Source organism: Nocardia thraciensis, assembly GCF_054782435.1.
Genome location: NZ_BAAGSM010000043.1, coordinates 190,394 through 211,610, shown reverse-complemented (window position 1 = coordinate 211,610; position 21,217 = coordinate 190,394). Strand labels below are relative to the sequence as shown.

The following is a 21,217-nucleotide window of genomic DNA, read 5'->3' as shown; positions in this document are numbered from 1 at the left end:
CCGAATCTTCGGCATTCGCCACCACGGCTCCGGCTCGGCGCGCTCCTTACGGCTGGCGCTCGATGCTTTCCGTCCCGACATGATCCTGATCGAGGGTCCGGCCGATGCCGATCCGCTGGTGGGCTATGTCGGGTCCGACGGCATGCAGCCTCCGGTGGCGCTGCTGGCCTATGTGCCGGACTCCCCCGCGCGGGCCGCCTTCTGGCCCTTCGCGACGTTCTCCCCCGAGTGGCAGGCCCTGCGCTACGCGGTGGAACATGCTGTGCCCGTGCGCTTCTGCGACCTACCCGCCACCCACACGCTCGCCATGGACGCCGAGCCCGGCGACCGCACCGACCCCCTCGCCGAACTCGCCGCCGCGGCGGGCTACGACGATCCCGAGCGCTGGTGGGACGCGATCATCGAATCCACCGCGGACGCGGACACCTTCGACGCGATCACCGAGGCGATGGCGGCCCTGCGCGAATCCGCCGGTATCGCCGAGTCGGAAACGGATGCGGCCCTTTCGCGTACCGCCCGCGAAGCGGCCGACGATTCCATCGATTCGCCCGCGAACGGAGCGCCTCATCCGAGCGACCGGGGGGCACCCCCGCGGGGCGATTCGATTCGCGAGCCGGTCGACGCGCATACTTTGCGGCGCGAGGCCTATATGCGGCAGGCGATGCGAAAGGCGTTGAAGGAGGGCGCTATTCGGCTGGCGGTGGTGTGCGGGGCCTGGCACGCACCCGCGCTGGACGGCAAGCTCGGCCCGGCGGCTCCGGACGCGCGGCTGCTCAAGGGGATGCCGAAGGTGAAGGCGACGCTGACCTGGGTGCCGTGGACGCATTCGCGACTGGCGGGAGCATCCGGCTACGGCGCCGGGATCACCTCGCCCGGGTGGTACCACCACCTGTTCGTCGAGACCGAACGGCCGGTCGCGCGCTGGCTGACCAGGGTCGCGACCACGCTGCGGTCCCACGACCTGCCGGTATCGAGCGCGCACATCATCGAATCCGTACGGCTCGCCGAGACCCTCGCGGTGCTGCGGGAGCGTCCGCTGCCCGGACTGTCGGAGGTCACCGACGCCACTCGGGCCGTACTGTGCGACGGCGACGAGGCCATGCTGCGGCTGATCACCACGGAACTGGTGGTCGGCGAGGCGCTGGGGTCGGTCCCCGACGACACCCCGACCGTCCCGCTCGATGCCGACCTGCGGGCCCGGACACGCTCGCTGCGGCTCCCCCGGCAGGCGTCCGCCCGGCAGCTGGATCTGGATCTGCGCCGTGACCTGGACACGGCGCGCTCGCATCTGCTGCACCGGTTGCGCCTGCTCGGAATCGACTGGGGAACACCGGCGGTCGGCGAGGTGCGCAATACCGGCACCTTCCGCGAGACATGGACGCTGCGGTGGGATCCGGAGCTGTCGGTCGCCGTCATCGAGGCCTCTCGCTGGGGGACCACGATCCGCACGGCGGCCGAGGCGAGACTGCTCGACACCGCCTCCGCGCCGGGATCCTCCGTCGCCGATCTCAGCGGTGCGCTCGAGTTTGCCCTGCTGGCCGACCTCGGCGGCGCCGTCGGCGGCCTGGTGTCCCGGCTGGAATCGGCCGCGGCGCTGGACCACGACGTCACCCACCTGCTCGCCGCCCTGCCCGGCCTGGTCCGCACACTGCGCTACGGCGATGTGCGCGGCACCGACGTCGCGGCGCTCGCGCATGTCGCCGACGGTCTGCTGGTGCGGATCTGCGCGGGCCTGCCCGGCGCGGTGACGGGACTGGACACCGACGCCGCGACCGAGGTGCGCGCCCTGGTCGACGGCGCCCACCTGGCCATCGCCACGCGCGCGGACACCTGGGCGACCGAACAGTGGCTGGCCGCGCTGCGAACCCTCGCCGACCGTGCCGACGTGCACGGGGCGCTGGTCGGGCGTGCGGTCCGATTACTGTGCGACGCAGGTATTGTCGATGATGCGGAGGCGGCCCGGAAGCTGTCGGCCGCACTGTCGGTCGGTCCCGCCCCAGCCGAGAAGGCGGCCTGGATCGACGGCTTCCTGGGCGGCCGCGGCCTGCCGCTCGTGCACGACCGAGAACTGCTGCGCCTCGTCGACACCTGGCTGCGCGGCCTCGACGACGACCAGTTCGTCGCCACCCTCCCCCTGCTGCGCCGCACCTTCGGCGCCTTCGAATCCGGTGAGCGCCAAGCCATCGCCCACGCCGTGCGCGACGGCGGGCCCGTCGCCACCGCCCCGTCGAGCGGTGCCGCCCACGATCCGCACCGCGGCATGCTCGCCCTGCGCGCGGTCACCGACATCCTGGAGGTCGCCGGATGATCCCGACCGAATCCGTCGAGTCCGAACCCGTCGCGGCGCCTATCGGCCGCACGTCGAACACGCTGGGCGAGCCTCGTTCCCGAGGGAGCCGACCGCGGACGTCGGGACCGCGGACCCGCCGCGGGGCAACAGCTCCCGACAGCGGCGAGGTCCGGACCGCGCCGCCCGAAGCAGGACCCGGCCGCAACGTCGGCACGGCCCGGAACGGCGAAGAGGCAGCACGGTGACCTCCATGGACGAAACACAGGCTCGCCGTTGGCGTTTGGTGCTCGGATCGGCGGCGGAGTCGGAGTTGGGCGGGACGGGGTCCGCGGCGGACGCCGCGATGGATCGGGCGCTGTCGGCGGTGTACAACGCCGATGAGCAGTCGGCGGCGGAGAGGCGTTCGGCCGGGCTGGGCGGTTCGGCGCCGAGGGTGGCGCGCTGGCTGGGTGATATCCGCACGTATTTCCCCTCGACGGTGGTGGAGGTGCTGCAGCGCGACGCCGTGCAGCGGCTCGACCTCACACAGCTGCTGCTGGAACCGGAACTGCTGGAGGCCGTCGAACCCGACGTACATCTGGTGGGCACCCTGCTGAGCCTGAACCGGGCGATGCCCGAAACCACGCGGGCCACCGCCCGCACGGTGGTGGAGCGGGTGGTGCGCGAGATCGAGCGCCGCATCGCCGCCCGCACCGTCGCCGCGGTGTCCGGTGCGCTGAACCGGGCGGCGCGTACGTCGCGCCCGCGGCTGCGGGATATCGACTGGGACCGCACGATCCGCCGCAATCTCGCGCACTACCTGCCCGAGCATCGCACCGTGGTGCCGCAGCGGCTGGTCGGCTACGGCCGCAAGGCCCGAGCGGTGCATCGCGACGTGGTGCTGGCTGTCGACCAGTCCGGTTCGATGGCCTCCAGCGTGGTGTACGCCTCGGTGTTCGGCGCGGTGCTGGCGTCGATGCGCTCGCTGCGTACGTCACTGGTCGTATTCGACACCGCCGTGGTGGATCTCACCGATCGGCTGGCCGATCCTGTGGACGTGCTGTTCGGCGCCCAGCTCGGCGGCGGCACCGATATCAACCGCGCGATCGCCTACTGCGGGCAGCTGATCACCCGCCCGGCCGACACCCTGTTCGTGCTGATCTCGGACCTGTACGAGGGCGGCATCCGCGACGAGATGCTGCGACGTGTCGCCGCCCTGCGGGAAGCGGGCGTCCAGGTGGTGGTCCTGCTCGCCCTGTCCGACGACGGCGCGCCGGCCTACGACCACACCAACGCCACCGCCCTCGCGGGCCTCGGCGTCCCCGCCTTCGCCTGCACGCCCGACAGCTTCCCCGACCTGCTCGCGGTCGCGCTCGACCGCGGCGACGTACAAGCCTGGGCGCACGCCAATGCCGGACGGAGCTAGCCGCCGGACACCGCCGCTACAGGTCCGCGATCGCCGCCAGCGGCGGGGTGCGCGCGGCACGCACCCCCGGCCACAGCGCGGCCAGCACGCCGACCACGCCCGAACCGATCAGCATCGCCACCACCTGGGTCCACGGCACCGTGATGGTGCTCAGGCCCAGATCGCGGAGCGTGCGCAGGAATCCGACGCCGAGCCCGAGCCCGAGCACGACCCCGACGACCGCCCCGAACACCGCGATCAGCATCGATTCCAGATAGATGCTGCGCCGCACCTGGGAACGCTGCATCCCCACCGCCCGCAGCATGCCGATCTCACGGCGGCGTTCGACCACGGACAACGCCAGCGTGTTGACGATGCCCAGGATGGCGATCACCACCGCCAGCGCCAGCAGTCCGTACAGGATCGCCAGCATGGTGTTGATCTGCTGCCCCTGGGCGCCCTTGAACTCCTCCCGATCCTGCACCTGCACCACCACATACGGCGCGGTGGCCTTCTCCAGGCCCGCACGCAGCTCGGCCATATCGGTGCCCGGGACCGCAGTCACCAGCGTGAGCACATCGGTCCGGAACGCCACCGGCATCACCTGGTTGTACAGCGCGGGCGACACCACCAGCGGCCCCAGCAGCTGGGTGTCCTTGTAGATGCCGGATACCGTGACGCCGAACTTCTTGTTGTCCAGGCTGGTGACCTCCACCCGGTCACCTGCGCGCCAATTCTGCTCCCCCGCTACAGTTTCCGACACCATGATGTCGTTGTCGCCGAGAGTGCCGGTGCCGGAACGCATCTCGTAGTTCAGCACGTGGTCCAGCGCTCCGCTGGGCGAGGTGCCGAACTGCTGATCGTCCCCGACCTTCATCGCCACGCCCCGCAGCGACACCACCTCCCGCACGCCCGCGACGTCTTTCACCGCCTGCGCGGCACCGAGCGGCACCCCGATCATCTGCGGCCCCGCCAGCACGTAGTCGGCCTTCACGCCCTTGTCCACCAGTTCGCCGACGCTCGCCTTCGCCGAGGAGCCCAGCATGCCGAACAGCGACACCAGCATCAGCCCGAGCGTCAGCGCGAAGGCCGTGGCGGCCGTGCGGCGCGGATTGCGGGTCGCGTTGTTGCGGGCCATCCGCCCGATGGGACCGAACGGCCGCACCAGCACCGCCAGGCCGCCCACCACCGGCCGCGACAACGCGGGGGAAGCGAACAGCATCGCGAGAATCAATGCGGCGGCGCCGATTCCGACCGTCAGCGCCGCGCTGTCACCGGTATTGCGGGCGCCCAGCACGGCCAGCACGACACCGGCCACCGCCAGCACCGCGCCGACGATCGTCCGCAACCACAGCGACTCGCCGACCGACGCGAATTCCTCGCGCATGGCCTCCACCGGCGGGATCTTCGCCGCTCGCCGCGCGGGTGCGTACGCGCTGGCCACGGTCACGACCAGGCCGACGACGAACGCTGCCAGCACGGTGCGCGGCAACACCTGCATGGTGCCGGTGGGCAGGCCGAGGTCGAAGGCATTGAGCAGCGCCGACAAACCGAAAGCCAGACCCACCCCGGCCGCGAGCCCCGCGGCGCTGCCGATCAGCCCGATCACGGCCGCCTCGGCGACCACCGACGTCCCGACCTGTCTTCGGCTGGCGCCGACCGCGCGCAACAGCGCCAGTTCCCGCAGCCGCTGCGCCACGATCATCGAGAAGGTGTTGTAGATGATGAACGTGCCCACCAGCAGCGCGACGGAACCGAACGCCAGCAGGAAGTAGTTGACGAACTTCAGCGCATCGCCGAGCTGTGCCTTCAGATCCTCGCGAACCTGGTTACCGTCCATCACCTTGTACTGCGGCTGCTGCAGTTGCTGCGCGATCCGGTCGCGCAGGGTCTGGTCCGCAACCCCCGGCGCGGCGGCGACATCCACGTACGCCACGTGCTGCCCGTCGGTGAACAGCTGGCGCGCCTGCGCATCCTCGAACAGGACGGCGATGAAACCGCCGGTGTCGGAGGCGACGTCGTAGACGCCGCTGACGGTGACATCGACGGTGCCGTGCGAGGGGATCAGGATCTTGGCCTGATCCCCGACTGCCAGGCCCGCGCGCTCCGCGCCACCGGTATTGATCGCGATCTCCCCCGCCCGGCTCGGCGCGGCGCCATCGACGAACTTCTCCGGCTCCGCGATCGCCCGGTCCGGCGGCAGATACGATTTGCCCAGGCTGGGCGCGCCGCCTGTCTGCACCGCATGCCCGTCCTTCAGCAGCACCACGGGGCCCTGCACGGCGGGCGCCACCGCGCGTACGCCGTCGGTCGCGGCGATCTTGTCGATCTCCGCGTTCGGAATCCCCAGGGACTGGCGCTCTTTCGGCTCCACGCGGACGTCGACGCCCTTGGCCTGCCCGGCGAAGATGCCGTCGAAGGTGCGCTGCAGCGTATCGGTGAACACGAAAGACCCCGCGATGAAAGCGGTTCCGAGAATCACCGACAGCAGCGTCAACGCCAGCCGCAGCTTGTGCGCGGCCAGATTGCGCAAGACGACCTTGCGCATGGGCTTGCCCGACATCAGAGGTTCTCCAGCGATTTCATTCTCTCCAGCACCGATTCGGCTGTGGGATCCCGCATTTCGTCGACGATGCGCCCGTCCTCGAGGAACACCACCCGATCGGCGTAGGCGGCCGCGTGCGGCTCGTGGGTCACGATCACCACCGTCTGGCCGAACTCGTCCACCGCGGCCCGCAGGATCGACAGCACCTCACCCGACGACCGCGAATCCAGGTTGCCGGTCGGTTCGTCGCCGAAGATGATGTCCGGCTTGCCCGCCAGGGCCCGCGCACACGCCACCCGCTGCTGCTGGCCGCCCGACAGCTCGCTGGGCCGGTGGTCGAGCCGGTCGCCGAGGCCCAGCCGTTTGATCACCGTCTCCAGCCATTCGTGGTCGGGCTGGCGCCCGGCGATATCCAGAGGCAGCGTGATGTTCTCCAGCGCCGTCAACGTGGGCACCAGGTTGAAGGCCTGGAATACGAAGCCGATGCGGTCGCGCCGCAGCCGCGTCATCTGCTTGTCCGACAGCCGGGTCAGATCGGTGTCCCCGATGTGCACGGTGCCGGAGGTGGCGCTGTCCAGGCCCGCCAGGCAGTGCATGAGCGTGGACTTCCCGGATCCGGAAGGGCCCATGATGGCGGTGAACTCGCGCTGCGCGAAGTCGGCCGACACCCCGTCCAGCGCCCGGACCTGGGTGTCCCCCGCGCCGTAGAGCTTCACCAGGTCGGTCGCGCGGGCCGCGCCGGTGGTCGGTTCGGCGGCCGGTTCGGTGCTCGGAGCATCGGCAGTCATGTCATCAGTCTTCCGGGACGTCGGCACTCTCGCCATCGGGGATCCCCCCCCCAATACCTTGGACGGAGCATTCCCGCCGCTGGGCGGAGCGCTTCGCGAAACCCCGCGACCTCCGCATACCCTCGTGAATATGGCACTGCTGGTGGTGATGCTCACGATCGCGATCGTCGCGATCGTGTTCGTCCGGCGCGGGCAGCTGTCGCGAGCCGGTGGCGGCATCCTGGTCGCGGTCGTCGCACTCCCCACCACCGTCGCCGAACTCGCGGAAGGCGTGTTGAACAACGACGGCGCGACGCGCATCGATGGGCCCACGATGGACTGGGCGGTCGCGCAGCGCACCGGCACGCTGACCCCGATCGTGCACACGATCACCGATCTGGGCGACACGCTGTCGATGACGACCGTCGCGGTGACCGCCTGCGCCTGGCTCGCATGGCAACGCCGCTGGTCACAGCTGGTGCTGATAGCGACGGTGGCCGTGGGCGCCGGGGTGACGGTGGTGGCCGTCAAGAACCTGGTCGGCCGACGGCGCCCGCCGGTCGATCATCTGGTGACCGAGTCGAGCCTGTCGTTCCCGTCCGGACATGCCCTGAGCACCACGGCGATCGTCGGGGTGGTCGCCACCGTGACGGTGCTGTCGCTGCGGGGGCGCGCGGCCAAGATCGCAGTGGGCACGCTCGCCGCCCTCTTCGTGCTCGCGGTGGGGGCCTCGCGGGTGTACATGGGCGTGCACTGGCCCACCGATGTGCTCGCGGGCTGGACCCTCGGCGTCCTGTGGGTCGTCGTCGGTGTCGCGGTGCTCCGCGCCGTCCGGCCCTCGGGCGCTCCGGCGCCGATCCACCACGAGGATGCGGACGTCAGCGCGTCAGCACACCGATGACTATGAGCGCCACCAGCAGCAGCACCATGCCGCCGACGATCAGGGCGACGGTTCCCGAACTCGACTTCTGTTGCGGCTGATAGCCGTACCCGCCGGGCTGCGGAGGATACTGCGGCGCCTGCTGGTACACCGGCTGCGGCGGCGGAGTCGCCGACCGCACCGAGGCCGCCGTCGGCTGCGGAGCCGGGCCGACCGTGTGCGCCCCCGGGCCGGTGGCCGGGTGCGGCGCATGCGGCATGCCCGGACCCGTCGACGGCCGAGGACCCATCGGCATGCCGGATCCCGTGGCAGGTCGCGCCAGCGGAGCGCCCGGACCTGTCGCGGGCCGCGGCACCATCGGCGCTCCCGACTGCCCGACCTGCGGTATCGCGTGCCCGGTGAATCCCCGGCCCGCCACCGGCATCGGCGGCGCACTCGGCGCGGCGAAGGCACGGCGGGCGGCGGCGGCGAAATCCGCACAGGTGGCGAAGCGATCGTCGGACCGCTTGGCCATCGCCTGCAGCAGGACCGCATCCAGCGCCCCGGGCAGGCCCTGCCGCACGCTGCTCAACGCCGGCGGCGGTCCCTGCAGATGCCCCCGGATCACCGCCGCCGGACTGGCCGCGGTGAACGGGCCGGTGCCGGTGAACAGCCAGAACAGGCTGCACGCCAGCGAATACTGGTCCGAGCGGCCATCCAGCGAGGCGCCGGTGAGCTGCTCGGGCGAGGCATAGGTCAGCGTTGCCGTGAACGTTCCCGTCTGGGTCAGGTGGCCGCCGTCGTCGCGCAGCCGGGCGATGCCGAAGTCGGTGAGGTAGACCCGCTCCCCCTTGCCGCCCGTCGCCTTGGCCAGCAGCATGTTCGCCGGTTTCACGTCGCGGTGCAGCACGCCGTTGCCGTGCGCGTAGTCCAGCGCCTCGGCGACCTCCGCGATGATCTGCACCGCCCGCTCCGGCGGCAGCCGCTGCGGATCCACGCTGGCGGCATCGATACCGTCGATGTACTGCATGGAGATCCACAGCTGACCGTCCTCGAGACCGCGGTCGTAGACGGTGACGATCTTCGGATGATCGAGCTGGGCGACCAGGTCGGCCTCGCGCTCGAAGCGGGCGCGGATCTCCTCGTCGGACACCATCTCCCGATTGAGCAGCTTCAACGCCGTCATCCGCGGCAGCCGCGGATGCCTGGCCAGATAGACCGATCCCATGCCACCGCGGCCCAGCTGCCGCTCGATGACATAGCCGGCGAAGACGTCACCGTTGGCCAGCATGCCCGCTCCCATTTCCCGTGCCGCGCACCGGGACCCGCCAGCGCAACGGCAGTACCGCAGATGAACCGCCGTGGCCGCCCGAATGCCTCGGCGGACCACGGAAAACACCGAAACCATAGCAGTCCGGGCGGGGTTGTCGGTGGCTACCTATACCCTCGACGCATGCGCATTGGAGCACACGTCCGTCAAGACAGTGATCCGATCGGCTTCGGCGAACGCCTCGGTGCCGACGTCATCCAGATGTTCGTGGTGGACCCGCAGAGCTGGGACAAGCCGCAGCCGCATCCGCGAGCCGAGGAGATCAAGGCCAGCCCGATCGACGTGGTGGTGCACTCCTCGTACCAGATCAACGTCGCCAGCACGAACAACCGGCTGCGCATGCCCTCCCGCAACGCCGTCGCGCAGCAGGCGCAGGCCGCGGCCGACCTGGGCGCATTCGGCCTGGTCGTGCACGGCGGCCACGTCCGTTCCGACGCCGAGATCGAGGCGGGAATCGTCAACTGGCGCAAGCTGTTCGACCGCCAGCAGGAGAAGGGCGGCTTCGCCGTCCCGATCCTGATCGAGAACACGGCGGGCGGCAATCACGCCATGGCCCGGCACTTCGACTCCATCGCCGAGCTGTGGGACCAGGTCGGCGATTTCGGCGCGGGTTTCTGCCTGGACACCTGCCACGCCTGGGCGGGCGGCGAGGAGCTGATCGGCGTGGTCGACCGGATCAAGGCCATCACCGGCCGCATCGACCTGGTGCACCTGAACTCCTCCCGCGACGATTTCAACTCCGGCGCCGACCGCCACGCCAACTTCGCCGACGGCACCATCGACCCGCAGCTACTCGCCGAGGTCTGCCGCACCGCGGGCGCACCGGTAGTCCTGGAGACTCCGGCCGAGGGGGTCGCGGAAGATCTGGCCTACCTGCGCGAGCACGTGGGCTAGTTCCCGGCCGGAATCCCGCATTTCGATCGCGTTGACCGCAACTCTGGCCGACAACCCCCGCCGGTGGTGTCCTCGAAACGTCGTACGTTTCGAGAAAGGGCCCCCGATATGTCAGTCGCTCAGGCAGGCACCGTGACCGTCGTCAAGCTCGGCACCCACATCGGCGCGCGGATCGAGGGGGTCCGGCTCGGTGGCGACCTGGACGCGGATACCGTGGCCGCGATCCGCGCCGCGCTCAACGAGCACAAGGTGATCTTCTTCCGCGACCAGCACCACCTGACCGAGGACGGCCAGTACGAGTTCGCCCAGTTGCTCGGCTCCCCGACCACCCCGCACCCGACCGTCACCTCCGCCGGTGTGAAGAGCCTGGCCATCGACTCGCACCGCGGCCGCGCCAACAGCTGGCACACCGACGTCACCTTCGTCGACCGCATTCCGAAGGCGTCGATCCTGCGCGCGGTCTCGCTGCCCAGCTACGGCGGCTCGACCACCTGGGCCTCCACGGTCGCCGCCTACAACTCGCTGCCGGAACCGCTCAAGCGGCTGGCCGAGGGCCTGCGCGCCCGGCACACCAACCAGTACGACTACGCCGCGGCCCAGGACGATTCGCCGAACGAGAAGGCCAAGGCCTATCGCACCGAATTCGAGTCCACCTACTACGAGACCGAACATCCGGTCGTGCGCGTCCACCCGGAAACCGGCGAACGCGCCCTGCTGCTCGGGCATTTCGTCAAGAAGCTGGTCGGCCTCACGGGCAACGAGTCGCACGCGCTGTTCCGGTTGTTCCAGGAGCGGGTGACCCGCCTCGAGCACACCACGCGCTGGAACTGGTCGCTGGGCGACGTCGCCATCTGGGACAACCGCGCCACCCAGCACTACGCGATCGACGACTACGACGGCAGCGAACATCGCAAGCTCACCCGTATCACCCTCGCGGGCGATATCCCGGTCGGCGTCGACGGCACCCCGTCCACGGTGATCTCCGGAAACGCCGACCACTACTCGGTCGTCGACGAGGTCGCCGAGGCCGCGTGAACCTCCGCACCGGGTGGTTGAATCGTCGCCATGGAGATTCGGCCGCTGGACGGAGTTCGGGTACTGGAACTCGGCAACTACATCGCCGCGCCGACCGCCGGGCGCATCCTCGGCGACTTCGGCGCCGAGGTGATCAAGGTCGAACGCCCGAAAACCGGTGACGAACTGCGCAATTGGCGACTCTACGGCGGCGACACCTCGATGCTGTACCGCACCGTCAACCGCAACAAGAAGTCGATCACCCTCGACCTGCGCAGCGACGCGGGCCGCGGCGTCGTGCTCGAGCTGATCGGGCACTGCGACGTGCTGCTGGAGAACTTCCGGCCCGGCATGCTGGAGAAGTGGGGCCTCGGGCCGGAGGTGCTCGGCGCGACGAATCCCGACCTGGTGATCACCCGGATCTCCGCGTACGGCCAGACCGGTCCGCTCGCCCAGCGCCCCGGCTTCGCCGCGGTCGCGGAGGCCGTCGGCGGGCTGCGCGAACTGGTCGGCGACCCGGACCGGCCGCCGGTACGCACCGGGGTCTCCATCGGCGATTCGATCGCCGGGATCTACGCCGCGTTCGGCACCGTGATGGCGCTGCTGCAGCGCACCCGCTCCGACGAACCGATCCCGCTGGCGCAGCGGGTGATCGACGTGGCACTCAGCGAGTCGATCCTGTCGGTCATGGAATCGCTGATCCCCGACTACCTCGCCTACGGCATCCGGCGCGAGCGCGTCGGCGGCCGGATGGAGGGCATCGCCCCCAGCAACGCCTACCCGTGCGGCGACGGCACCAGCATCATCATCGGCGGCAACGGCGACGCGATCTTCCAGCGCTACATGGGAGTGATCGGGCGGCCGGACCTGGCCGACGATCCGGAGCTGTCCGACAACGCCGGGCGCTGGCGCCACCGCGACCGGCTCGACGCCGCGATCGCCGAGTGGACGCGGCGGCACACCCGTGCGGAGGCGCTGCGCATCCTGGAGGAGGCCGCCATTCCGTGCGGTCCGATCTACTCCGCCGCCGATATCGTCGACGACCCGCAGTACCGGGCGCGCAACATGATTCAGCCGTTCCGCGTCGACGTGGGCGATCCGGAACCGAAGGAGGTCGGATTCCCGGGCATCGTGCCGGTGATCGGCGGGCAATCGCTGCCCATCCGCTCGGTCGGACCGGATCTCGGCGAGCACACCGCCGAGGTGCTCTCGACGCTGCTCGGCATGTCGGAGGCGGAAATCCGGGCGCTGGAAGGCAACTGAGCGGATGTGGACCGTCGGACGATCGTTTTCCAGGTCCTTTACCGACCCGGTGCACGTGATCACTCGGCGCCACATACCGTTTTCTTTGGAAATTCCCCCAGCGCAACATATTTCGGCCGTACGATGACGGCTCCCGGAATGTAGTTCAGGTCCGTTTCACAACGAACGCCAACACCCTCGACGTAGAATTGCACCGTTGTCTTCCCGAGTCCCGAAGCGTGGTTCCCACCCTCGGCGGTTGGCGACTCTGGAGGAGAGATGGGTCCTGAGCACCCCTGCGAGCAGCCAGAATCCCTTATGCCACAACGCTTTTCGCCCGCCCACGGCGACACGCCAGGCCAGCGCGACCACCGAGTTCGGCCACTCGAAAGCTCGGCCGAGACGCCACTGCCCCCGCACCGAATTGCAATTGCAAACGGCACGTACATTTTTCGGGCCCCCCGCCCGATTCGCAGCACTGATAACACACCCGGCACAGCTGAATTCGTTCCTACGATCCCTCGGGAGGCTTCATGCTGTTCCTCGATCGTCGCGACGCCGGCCGCCGACTGGCCGGACATCTGATGGCCTTCCGCGGCCCCCGATATCGTGGTCATCGGGCTCGCCGGCGGCGGTACCGCGGTGGCGTCGGCCGTTGCGACCGAATTGCGCGTGGCGCTCGATGTCATGGTGGTCCACCAGTTGCGCACGCCGGAGCGCCCTGAACCGGCCTTCGGCGCGATCGCCGAGCGGGGGGTGCGGGTGGTCGACGGCGAGCAGGCGCGGCGGCTGCACGCCGGCGCCGCCGAACTCACCCGGATCGAGCGGCAGGAGCGAGACGCGCTGCGGCGCAGGACCGAGCAGTTGCGCGCCGGCGGGCAGCGGCCCGAACTGGCCGGGCGCACGATCGTGATCGTGGACGAGGCCCTGCAGGCGGCCGCCGCCGCGCGAGCGGCCTGCCGGGCGGCCTACGCGCACGGCGCGATTCGCGTGGTGGTCGCGGCGCCGGTGGGCGCCGAGCCCGCCATCGCCGAGCTGATCGGCGATGCCGACAAGGTGGTCTGCCCGCACACCCGCGACCGGCTGACCGATATCGGCGGCTTCTACGAGGACTTCGAGCCCATGGACGACGACGATGTCCGCGAACTCCTGCGCGAAGGCCCCGGGCCCGCCGTGCTCGCACCTGCGCCGCTGCAGCGGACCGGATGACGCCGAGGTGACACGCCCCTAAGTCGGCCCGGGCAATCCGAACCGCTCGGCGAGCCCATCCAGCAGTCAACCCAGCGTCCAGCACACCGGATCCGCCGGACCGGCGCCGGTGCGCCCGCGGAACCAGCGGGCGAACGCCGGATAGCGCCCGCCGGCCAGCAGCGGTTCCAGCAGCGGGCGCGCCGCGGAGGTCGACGTCCACGAGTTGGACGGGAAATGGTGCACCGCAGCCGGTCTCACCACCTCCGGCGCTCTACTGGTACGGCCGGACCAGATCGTCGCCTGGCGATCGGCGGCGGCCCCGGACGACCCCGGCGCCGCACTGCGAACCGCCCTGGATCGGATATTGGGCAACGAGCTCCGGGCGCGCCCGCGGCGCCACCCTCAGACGAACTCGTAGTGCACGAAATTGCGGACCGGCTCGAAGCCGATCGCGCGGTAGATCTTGTTCGAGGTGGGGTTGGCGATATCGGTGAACAGACAGACCTCGGAGCCGTTGTCGCGCAACAGCTTCGAGACGTGCGCGGTGAGACCGCTGGCGTAGCCGTGGCCGCGCGCCTCGGGCGGGGTGTAGACGGGCCCGATGCGCGTCCAGCCGTAGGCCCGGGCCTGGTGCGCCACCATGCACACCGGCCGTCCTCCGTCCTCCCACAGCCACCAGCGCCCCAGCGCGATGCGCGCGCGAATGGCGTCGGCGCTCAGGCCGATTCCCGCCTCGCGCCGCATCTGTTCCGACCAGTGCGCACACAGCTCGATATCGGATTCACCGGCGCGGCGCGCGTTTCCGGGCGCCGCGGGCATCGACAGCGTCCCCAGCCGGTACAGCCTGCTCGCGACGTCTATCCGGAACTTGCTGCCGCACAGCGCACTCCAGCGTTCGGCGAATACCAGCGCCGCCCCCGGCGGACCCTCCACGCCCGGCGCGGCGGGAACTCGCTCCTCGAATGCCGCGGCCAGATCGGGCAGCGCCGGATCCGGTACGCCGCCCAGATAGACGCTGTGGCCCGCGGTGCACATGCTCGCGCCGATCACCGCCCCGTCGACGTGCACCGCGGCGAAGACGGCCGGGCCGTCCGACAGGCCGGTCGCATAGCTCTCCACGACGGTGGCGATGACGGTGTGCAGCAGGGGATCCCGCCCCAGAAACGCCGCCGTGCGGCGCTGGAACTCGGCCGCGTCGTCGGTCAGTTCGATCCTCATACCCGCCCACGGTAGGCGCGTTGTCGGCCGCCGCCCACCGGTTTCCGGTGCCGCGAGATCAGCGTGGGGCGTGCGCATCCGCGCGCAGCTTCAGCAGCACCAGCCCGGCGGTACATGCCAGAATCAGGCCCGCGACCGTGATCAGCACGCGGAGGTCGGCGATGCCCAGCACCGCGCCGACCACTCCCCCGAGAAAGATCAGCCAAGCCGCCACGCGGGCGGCGATCGCCCAGACTGTGCGGCCCGATCCGGCCGCGTCCGAATCGTTCTGCGACACCGCGCGCAGCGGGGACGTCGAGTACGCTCCCATCACCACTCCTCGATGACGCCCGCCGATCCGCGAATTCCGCGGTGCCATCAGCAATCTTGAGGCGTCGCACGTGTAACTTCTCTCACACGTTAATTCCCCGTTGCCGAATCGCCACACGACACGGCGGAACGACACGCCGAAGTGACCGTTTCGATATGTGACTCGTCACTGTTTGAGAAAGCATTTCCGGTATCTTGCCCAAGCGTTCGGCCGTCTGGCCCGACGGCCCCGCCTTGGCTAAGGTAAGGCCACCCGACACGTACGAGGAGCGGCGGACCCATGGAGAACAGGGCGGGTTCGGGGGGACGCGCGGACGACACCCCACGCCGCCTGAACCCCAGAGTGGCCGGACCGGCGGCCGCCGCCGGGGCGGTATCGCTCGGGTTGGTGCTCATCGGCTCCTGCGGGCTGGGCCAGCACGACGTCTACGTATCCCCGCCGCCGCTGCAGGCCGACCTGCAATCCGCGCCGACGAGGAGTGCGACGGCGTCGGGCACCACGACGCCCGGGATCCTCATCCCGCCCTCGCCCAGCTGGCGGGTCGCGGTCAATCCGCCGCCGCGGCGCAGTCCCGTCGGCACACCGACGAGCGCGGACGCGACCATATCCGCCGTCGACACCACCCTTCCGGCGCCGCGTCCCGCACCCGGCGAGCCCACATCGGCCGACGCGGATCCGACCACGACGACCACGCGGCCCCGGCTCACCACCCCGCGCCCGACGACGACCCGACCGGCGCCCACCACGCAGGACGAGCCGTCATCGGACGGCTGGGACAACTGAGCTAGAGCTCGACCAGTCCGTAGTCGCCCACCTGTCGGCCGAGTACCCGCAGATGGTCCTGGCCGCCGCCGAAGGTTCGCTCGACGGCCGTCAGCCGCGCGGCGTAGTGGCTCACCGGGTACTCGGTCGTGATGCCGATGCCGCCGTGCATCTGGACCGCCTCCTGGCCGATATGCCGTGCGGCGCCGCTCACCTGGAGCCGGGCGCGCGACGACAGCACCGCGTCGGCCGCGCCGTCGGCGAGCGCGGCGGTGAGATACAGGCTCATGCTGCGCGCCAGCTCCAGCGAGACGTACATATTGGCCGCGCGCTGGGTCAGCGTCTGGAACTTCGACAGCGGGACGCCGAACTGCTTGCGGGTCTTCAGGTAATCGGTGGTCAGCCGCAGCGCCTCCGCCATCGCGCCGACCGATTCCGCGCACAGGCTCGCGTGCGCCGATCCGATCTCCGCCGTGAGCGCCGCGCCGGTGGTGGCGGCGTCGCCGAGCAATTCGGCTGCCGCGCCGGTGAATTCCACCTGCGCGCCGCGCCGTCCGTCGAAGGTCCGGTACGGCTTGCGCAGCACGCCATCGCCCTCGGCGGCGACCAGGAACAGCCCCACCACGCCGTCCGGCAGCACCGCGCTCACCACCAGCTCGTCGGCGCAATCACCGTGTGCCACCGGATTCTTCACGCCGGTCAGGCGGTAGCCGTCGCCGTCCGCCACAGCCTCGGCCGCGACCCGGGTCGCGGGCCAACGGGATCCGGGCTCGTCATGGGCCAGGGCGAGCAGCTTGGTGCCCGCCGCCACCTCCGGCAGCACGCGCTGCCGCTGCGCGGGCGATCCCAGCCGGGCGATCAGGCCGCCCGGCAGCAGCACCGCGTCGAGCAGCGGCTCCGGCGCCAGCCGCCTGCCGATCTCCTCCATGACCACCATGGTCTCCACCGGACCGGCCCCCGCACCGCCGTCCTCCTCGGCGAAACCCAGTCCCAGCACACCCAGTTCGGCCAGTTGCGACCACACCTCGCGGCTCCAGCCGAGATCGGTCTCGAGCACCTTCAGCCGGGTCTCCGGGTCGTAGGCGCGGGCCAGCAGGTCGCGGACCGTGTCGCGCAGCAGGATCTGTTCTTCAGTGAGTTCGAAATCCATGGCGACGCCTCTCTGGGGGATGGTAGGTCGGCGGAGCTTGCGGAGCCGACCGGGGCGGGTAAATCACAGCCCGAGGATGGTGGAGGCGATGATGGTGCGCTGCACCTCGCTCGAGCCTCCGTAGATGGTGGTCTTGCGGTAGTTCAGGTATCCGGGACCCGTGCGCTGCGCCCAATCCGGCGAGGCGATGTCCTCGGCGCCGACGGGCAGCGCGTCGGGGCCCGCGACGTCGAGCAGCAGTTCGGTGGCCGCCTGCTGCAGCTCGGTACCGCGCAGCTTCAGCACCGAGGAGGCCGGATTCGGCTTGCCCTCACTGGAATTGGCCACCACCCGCAGCAGGGTCAGCTCCAGCGCCAGCAGTTCGTTCTCCAGTTCGGCCACCCGCGCCGCGAACAGCGGATCGGCGAGCAGGGTGCCCTCACCCACCTTCGTCTGTGCCGCATACTTTTTCGCGACCGCCAGCCGGACCTTGGTACGGCCGACGCCGGTGATGCCGGTGCGCTCGTTGCCCAGCAGGAACTTGGCGTAGGTCCAGCCCATGTTCTCTTCGCCCACGAGCTGGTCGGTGGGCACCCGCACGTTCTCGAAGAAGACCTCGTTGACCTCGTGGTGTCCGTCGATCAGCTTGATCGGCCGGATCGTCACGCCGGGTGTGTGCACGTCGAACAGCAGCAGCGAGATGCCCGCCTGCTTCTTCGGCGCGTTCGGATCGGTGCGCGCCAGGCAGAAGATCCAGTCCGCGTACTGGGCCAGCGTGGTCCAGATCTTCTGCCCGTTGACGATGTAGGAGTCGCCGTCGCGCACCGCGGTGGTGCGCAGCGCGGCCAGGTCGGATCCGGCGTCGGGCTCGGAGAAGCCCTGGCACCACCAGATGTCGAGCGCGGCGGTGGGCGGCAGGAAGCGCTCTTTCATTTCCTGCGAACCGAATTGGGCGATCACGGGGCCGATCATGTTGGCGTTGAACGTCAGTGGCTCGGGCACGGACGCCAGCTGCATCTCGTCTTCCCAGATGTGCCGCTGCACCGGGGTCCAGTCCTTGCCACCCCACTGCGCGGGCCAGTTCGGCACGGCCAAGCCGTGCGCGTGCAGGATCTTGTGCGAGGTGACGATCTCGTCGCGGGTGAGCTCGCGGCCGTACTCGACCTTCTCGCGGATCTCCGCGGGGATCTCTGTCCGGTAGAACCGGCGCAGTTCGTCCCGGAAGGCCACCTCGTCGGGTGACAGGGCAAGTTTCATGGGGCGTCTCCCACCGTGTTCGGGTATCCGTCTCAAACTTACCCTTCGGTAATCTGACGCTGTCAGGTGGACCACACGCGCGATTCGTGGGGCCAACTCCGCAGTGGGCCGGACCTGACCGGCGGGGAACTGGTACGTTGCTGCGGATAGGCCGCGCTCGTCCCGGCGGCGCTCAGCGACATCGGGACCCATCTCGTCGTCGGCCGGAGAGTTCACGACAAGGAGCACCACGAGTGAACGGCAAGACCTTCGCGCGCCTGGCCGCGGTCGCGGCCGCCTGCGGACTGAGCGCGGCGGCCACCTTCGGCAATGCCGCCGCCGAACCCCCCGCCTCGCCGATCGACACCGCCCTCGAGCGGCTGACAGCCGAGGCGGGCGCGGACACCGCCGCCCGGGCCGGTGTCGACTCGCTGGCGAAGACGGCGCACCTGATCAGCGCCGCCAAGCTGGACGACATCGCGGGCGGTTTCACGCCGTTCTGGTACCAGGCGCCGACGTTCGGCTGCGGCACCAACTTTCCGGTCTCGCTGACCGCCGTCGCGGGTGCCGCCGGGGTCCCCGGGCCGGACCGCGGGATCGCGGGCGAGTACGGCACGGTGCGTTTCCAGGCGACCCCGAACATGTCGGGCTACCCCGTGGCCTCCGGCCTGACGGTCTCCTGGCTCAACACCGGCAACGGCCGCAGCGGCACCGCGCCCCTCGACGAGCGCACCGACTTCGGCACCCCCAGCCTGACCAAGACGGTCGACAGCGGCCCCGGCACCATCATCGCCAGCATGTGGGGCACCATCGGCTACCCCGGCGCCACCTGCGTCATGGCCCCCACGGTCGGCGTGATCACGGTCTACCCCAACCCCCTCACCGACCCCTACGCCCCCAAACCCACACCCACCGGGTAGTCAGAGCCACAACAGGTGCCACCCACACCCGCCGGGTAGCGCGCCAGCCGCCACGCCGCAGCTGGCCATTCCCGCACCCATGGCTCGTTCCCGCACCGCCTGCAACGGTTGCAGCGGGTGCGGGAGTAGATGCGGGGTGCGTGGGAGCTGGTGGGCGGCGCTCAGGAGCGGGGTTTGCGGCGGTCGGGGCGGCGGTATTCGCGGCGGGGGCCGCGGCTCATGGGGCGGTGTCCGGGCGGGCCCTGGTCGGGCTGCAGTTGGATGAGGATGCCGCTGATTCGGGTGCGGCGCAGGGCATCCAGGGTTTCCGGCGGGAGGTTGGCCGGTAACTCGACCAGGCTGTGGTCGGGGCGGATGCTGATATGCCCGAAGTCGCTGCGGCGCAGGCCGCCCTCGTTGGCGATGGCCCCGACGATCGCGCCCGGCACCACACGATGGCGCTTGCCGACGGCGATGCGATAGGTGGCCATATCCGCGCCGGTGGCGCGGTGCTGGCCCGGCTCGCGGCGGTGTTCGCGATCGTCGAACTTGCGCGGACCGCGCTCGCGACGCTCGGGCTCCGGCTCGGGCTCCATGAAGAAGTTGTCGCCGTCGTGCCCGCCGACCGCGAGCGCGGCCGCGATATCGGCGAGCGGGATGTTGTGCTCGGCCTCGTAGTCCTCGATCAGTTTGCGGAACAGCGCCAGTTTCGGCGAGGCCAGGTTCTCGGTGATGGCGTCGTGGAACTTCACCACGCGCTGCGCGTTCACGTCCTCAACGCTCGGCAGCCGCATCTCGGTCAGCGGCTGGCGGGTGGCGCGCTCGATCGCGTCCAGCAGCCGGCGCTCGCGCGGCGCCACGAACAGCAGCGCCTCGCCGCTGCGCCCGGCCCGCCCGGTGCGGCCGATGCGGTGCACGTAGGACTCCGTGTCGTGCGGGATGTCGTAGTTGACCACGTGCGAGATGCGGTCGACGTCCAGCCCGCGGGCGGCGACGTCGGTGGCGACGAGGATGTCCAGTGCCCCCGACTTCAGCTGCCCGATGGTGCGCTCGCGCTGGTTCTGCGCTATGTCGCCGTTGATCGCCGCGGCCGAGTACCCGCGCGACCGCAGCTTCTCGGCGAGTTCCTCGGTCGCCTGCTTGGTGCGCACGAAGATGATCATCGCCTCGAACGGCTCGACCTCGAGGATGCGCGTCAGGGCGTCGAGCTTGCGGTGATGCGAGACGTGCACCCAGCGCTGGGTGATGTTGGTGGCCGTCGCCGTCTTGGACTTGACGGTGATCTCGACCGGGTCCTTCAGGTACTGCTTGGAGATCTTGCGGATCGCGCCCGGCATGGTCGCGGAGAACAGCGCCACCTGCTTATCGGTGGGGGTGTCGGCGAGGATGCGCTCGACATCGTCCTGGAAGCCCATCTTGAGCATCTCGTCGGCCTCGTCCAGCACCAGATACCGCAGCTGGGACAGGTCGAGCGTGCCGCGCTCGAGGTGGTCGATGACGCGGCCCGGCGTGCCGACGACAACCTGCGCGCCGCGCCGCAGCCCCGACAGCTGCACAGCGTAGTTCTGGCCACCGTAGATCGGCAGCACGTGCACGCCGGGCATGTGCGCGGAGTATTTGCCGAACGCCTCGGCCACCTGGATCGCCAGCTCGCGGGTCGGGGCCAGGATCAGCGCCTGCGGGGGCTTGCCCTTGCCCTCCAGCCCCATCAGGATCGGGATCGCGAACGCGGCGGTCTTACCCGTACCGGTCTGCGCGAGGCCGACCACGTCGGCCCCGGTGAGCAGCGGCGGAATGGTCGCAGCCTGGATCGGCGACGGCGATTCGTAACCGACGTCGGCGATGGCCGCCAGAATGCGATCGTCGATACCGAGATCGGCGAAGGACGGGTCGGCTGCGTCCCTCTCGTCGGCTGGGGAATCACTGTCGACCGGTGAGGTGCTCATTGACCAGTACTTTACTTCCTGGCGGTGGCCGCACCGACCGTCGGCCCAATACGGTGAGACCTATGCAACCGCTCGAGCCGACCGTGCCCGGCGTCACCACGACCCCGCCCGCCGATTCCCCCGATCCCGGCACGGCCGCCGAGCCCGAGATCCGGGGCGCATCGGCGCGGCGCACCCCCGCGGATCCCGGAGCCGAGCCGC

At 70.2% G+C, this 21,217-nt stretch carries 19 protein-coding genes; 10 read left to right on the top strand and 9 right to left on the bottom strand.

All coding sequences use genetic code 11. The features are described from left to right. Positions 1–4 precede the first annotated feature (4 nt). Both ACYVLQ_RS28320 and ACYVLQ_RS28315 read left to right on the top strand, forming a co-directional pair. Complete coding sequence (locus ACYVLQ_RS28320; RefSeq protein ID WP_460700720.1) at positions 5–2,308, top strand: DUF5682 family protein; 2,304 nt, start codon at positions 5–7, stop codon at positions 2,306–2,308. Positions 2,309–2,540: 232 nt separating this feature from the next. After that, entirely contained in the window at positions 2,541–3,695 is a 1,155-nt protein-coding gene (locus tag ACYVLQ_RS28315; protein ID WP_460700572.1) for a VWA domain-containing protein, read from the top strand. Between the two features lie 16 nt (positions 3,696–3,711). Here the strand turns inward: ACYVLQ_RS28315 and ACYVLQ_RS28310 are convergent, their stop codons facing one another. Both ACYVLQ_RS28310 and ACYVLQ_RS28305 read right to left on the bottom strand, forming a co-directional pair. Next, positions 3,712–6,237 carry an ABC transporter permease gene (locus ACYVLQ_RS28310; protein ID WP_460700571.1) on the bottom strand — a complete coding sequence of 842 codons (2,526 nt, stop codon included), beginning with the start codon at positions 6,235–6,237 and terminating at the stop codon, positions 3,712–3,714. Further along, positions 6,237–7,007 carry an ABC transporter ATP-binding protein gene (locus ACYVLQ_RS28305; protein WP_460700570.1) on the bottom strand — a complete coding sequence of 257 codons (771 nt, stop codon included), beginning with the start codon at positions 7,005–7,007 and terminating at the stop codon, positions 6,237–6,239. Before ACYVLQ_RS28305 ends, ACYVLQ_RS28310 begins: the two co-directional genes overlap by 1 nt. Positions 7,008–7,137: 130 nt before the next feature. On the opposite strand from ACYVLQ_RS28305, the gene ACYVLQ_RS28300 reads away from it, so the two are divergent. Next, complete coding sequence (locus ACYVLQ_RS28300) at positions 7,138–7,887, top strand: phosphatase PAP2 family protein (RefSeq protein WP_460700569.1); 750 nt, start codon at positions 7,138–7,140, stop codon at positions 7,885–7,887. On the opposite strand, the gene ACYVLQ_RS28295 is transcribed toward ACYVLQ_RS28300, so the two are convergent. Beyond that, on the bottom strand, positions 7,865–9,136 hold the full coding sequence (locus tag ACYVLQ_RS28295; protein WP_460700568.1) for a serine/threonine-protein kinase: 1,272 nt from the start codon (positions 9,134–9,136) through the stop codon (positions 7,865–7,867). The two genes, ACYVLQ_RS28300 and ACYVLQ_RS28295, sit on opposite strands and share 23 nt — an antisense overlap. Positions 9,137–9,298: 162 nt before the next feature. On the opposite strand from ACYVLQ_RS28295, the gene ACYVLQ_RS28290 reads away from it, so the two are divergent. The 4 genes from ACYVLQ_RS28290 to ACYVLQ_RS28275 all read left to right on the top strand — a co-directional run bounded on the left by ACYVLQ_RS28290 (position 9,299) and on the right by ACYVLQ_RS28275 (position 13,534). Further along, entirely contained in the window at positions 9,299–10,069 is a 771-nt protein-coding gene (locus tag ACYVLQ_RS28290; RefSeq protein WP_460700567.1) for a deoxyribonuclease IV, read from the top strand. 108 nt (positions 10,070–10,177) lie between these two features. Beyond that, entirely contained in the window at positions 10,178–11,104 is a 927-nt protein-coding gene (locus tag ACYVLQ_RS28285) for a TauD/TfdA dioxygenase family protein (protein WP_460700566.1), read from the top strand. Between the two features lie 30 nt (positions 11,105–11,134). Next, a complete protein-coding gene (locus tag ACYVLQ_RS28280) occupies positions 11,135–12,346 on the top strand; it encodes a CaiB/BaiF CoA transferase family protein (RefSeq protein ID WP_460700565.1) in 1,212 nt (403 codons plus the stop codon). A 621-nt stretch (positions 12,347–12,967) separates the two neighbouring features. After that, positions 12,968–13,534, top strand: coding sequence for a phosphoribosyltransferase (locus ACYVLQ_RS28275; RefSeq protein ID WP_460700564.1), 567 nt, complete (start codon positions 12,968–12,970; stop codon positions 13,532–13,534). 66 nt (positions 13,535–13,600) lie between these two features. Here ACYVLQ_RS28275 and ACYVLQ_RS28270 read toward each other — a convergent pair whose 3' ends face one another. Then, positions 13,601–13,777, bottom strand: coding sequence for a hypothetical protein (locus tag ACYVLQ_RS28270; protein ID WP_460700743.1), 177 nt, complete (start codon positions 13,775–13,777; stop codon positions 13,601–13,603). Between ACYVLQ_RS28270 and ACYVLQ_RS28265 the strand changes: the two genes are divergently transcribed. Beyond that, positions 13,740–13,934: an aromatic-ring hydroxylase C-terminal domain-containing protein gene (locus ACYVLQ_RS28265; protein ID WP_460700563.1), complete on the top strand. Its 195-nt coding sequence runs from the start codon at positions 13,740–13,742 to the stop codon at positions 13,932–13,934. The genes ACYVLQ_RS28270 and ACYVLQ_RS28265 overlap by 38 nt on opposite strands. Here the strand turns inward: ACYVLQ_RS28265 and ACYVLQ_RS28260 are convergent. Both ACYVLQ_RS28260 and ACYVLQ_RS28255 read right to left on the bottom strand, forming a co-directional pair. Continuing rightward, a complete protein-coding gene (locus ACYVLQ_RS28260; protein WP_460700562.1) occupies positions 13,919–14,734 on the bottom strand; it encodes a GNAT family N-acetyltransferase in 816 nt (271 codons plus the stop codon). The two genes, ACYVLQ_RS28265 and ACYVLQ_RS28260, sit on opposite strands and share 16 nt — an antisense overlap. A gap of 58 nt (positions 14,735–14,792) precedes the next feature. Next, positions 14,793–15,044: a hypothetical protein gene (locus tag ACYVLQ_RS28255; protein ID WP_460700561.1), complete on the bottom strand. Its 252-nt coding sequence runs from the start codon at positions 15,042–15,044 to the stop codon at positions 14,793–14,795. A 279-nt stretch (positions 15,045–15,323) separates the two neighbouring features. On the opposite strand from ACYVLQ_RS28255, the gene ACYVLQ_RS28250 reads away from it, so the two are divergent. Beyond that, complete coding sequence (locus ACYVLQ_RS28250; protein WP_460700560.1) at positions 15,324–15,827, top strand: hypothetical protein; 504 nt, start codon at positions 15,324–15,326, stop codon at positions 15,825–15,827. Between the two features lies 1 nt (position 15,828). Here the strand turns inward: ACYVLQ_RS28250 and ACYVLQ_RS28245 are convergent, their stop codons facing one another. Further along, the gene (locus ACYVLQ_RS28245; protein WP_460700559.1) at positions 15,829–16,956 is read right to left on the bottom strand and encodes an acyl-CoA dehydrogenase family protein; all 1,128 of its coding nucleotides are present in this window, start codon (positions 16,954–16,956) and stop codon (positions 15,829–15,831) included. 63 nt (positions 16,957–17,019) lie between these two features. Then, complete coding sequence (locus ACYVLQ_RS28240; RefSeq protein ID WP_460700558.1) at positions 17,020–18,192, bottom strand: acyl-CoA dehydrogenase family protein; 1,173 nt, start codon at positions 18,190–18,192, stop codon at positions 17,020–17,022. A gap of 233 nt (positions 18,193–18,425) precedes the next feature. Between ACYVLQ_RS28240 and ACYVLQ_RS28235 the strand changes: the two genes are divergently transcribed. Continuing rightward, a complete protein-coding gene (locus tag ACYVLQ_RS28235) occupies positions 18,426–19,091 on the top strand; it encodes a hypothetical protein (RefSeq protein ID WP_460700557.1) in 666 nt (221 codons plus the stop codon). Positions 19,092–19,252: 161 nt separating this feature from the next. Here ACYVLQ_RS28235 and ACYVLQ_RS28230 read toward each other — a convergent pair whose 3' ends face one another. After that, a complete protein-coding gene (locus ACYVLQ_RS28230) occupies positions 19,253–21,016 on the bottom strand; it encodes a DEAD/DEAH box helicase (RefSeq protein WP_460700556.1) in 1,764 nt (587 codons plus the stop codon). Positions 21,017–21,217 lie beyond the last annotated feature (201 nt).

Coding starts and splice junctions, on each gene's coding strand:
- ACYVLQ_RS28245 (WP_460700559.1), bottom strand. CDS start 16,956: ATGGATTTCGAACTCACTGAAGAACAGATCCTGCTGCGCGACACGGTC.
- ACYVLQ_RS28295 (WP_460700568.1), bottom strand. CDS start 9,136: ATGCTGGCCAACGGTGACGTCTTCGCCGGCTATGTCATCGAGCGGCAG.
- ACYVLQ_RS28315 (WP_460700572.1), top strand. CDS start 2,541: ATGGACGAAACACAGGCTCGCCGTTGGCGTTTGGTGCTCGGATCGGCG.
- ACYVLQ_RS28240 (WP_460700558.1), bottom strand. CDS start 18,192: ATGAAACTTGCCCTGTCACCCGACGAGGTGGCCTTCCGGGACGAACTG.
- ACYVLQ_RS28250 (WP_460700560.1), top strand. CDS start 15,324: ATGGAGAACAGGGCGGGTTCGGGGGGACGCGCGGACGACACCCCACGC.
- ACYVLQ_RS28260 (WP_460700562.1), bottom strand. CDS start 14,734: ATGAGGATCGAACTGACCGACGACGCGGCCGAGTTCCAGCGCCGCACG.
- ACYVLQ_RS28290 (WP_460700567.1), top strand. CDS start 9,299: ATGCGCATTGGAGCACACGTCCGTCAAGACAGTGATCCGATCGGCTTC.
- ACYVLQ_RS28280 (WP_460700565.1), top strand. CDS start 11,135: ATGGAGATTCGGCCGCTGGACGGAGTTCGGGTACTGGAACTCGGCAAC.
- ACYVLQ_RS28285 (WP_460700566.1), top strand. CDS start 10,178: ATGTCAGTCGCTCAGGCAGGCACCGTGACCGTCGTCAAGCTCGGCACC.
- ACYVLQ_RS28310 (WP_460700571.1), bottom strand. CDS start 6,237: ATGTCGGGCAAGCCCATGCGCAAGGTCGTCTTGCGCAATCTGGCCGCG.
- ACYVLQ_RS28300 (WP_460700569.1), top strand. CDS start 7,138: ATGGCACTGCTGGTGGTGATGCTCACGATCGCGATCGTCGCGATCGTG.
- ACYVLQ_RS28255 (WP_460700561.1), bottom strand. CDS start 15,044: ATGGGAGCGTACTCGACGTCCCCGCTGCGCGCGGTGTCGCAGAACGAT.
- ACYVLQ_RS28305 (WP_460700570.1), bottom strand. CDS start 7,007: ATGACTGCCGATGCTCCGAGCACCGAACCGGCCGCCGAACCGACCACC.
- ACYVLQ_RS28230 (WP_460700556.1), bottom strand. CDS start 21,016: ATGAGCACCTCACCGGTCGACAGTGATTCCCCAGCCGACGAGAGGGAC.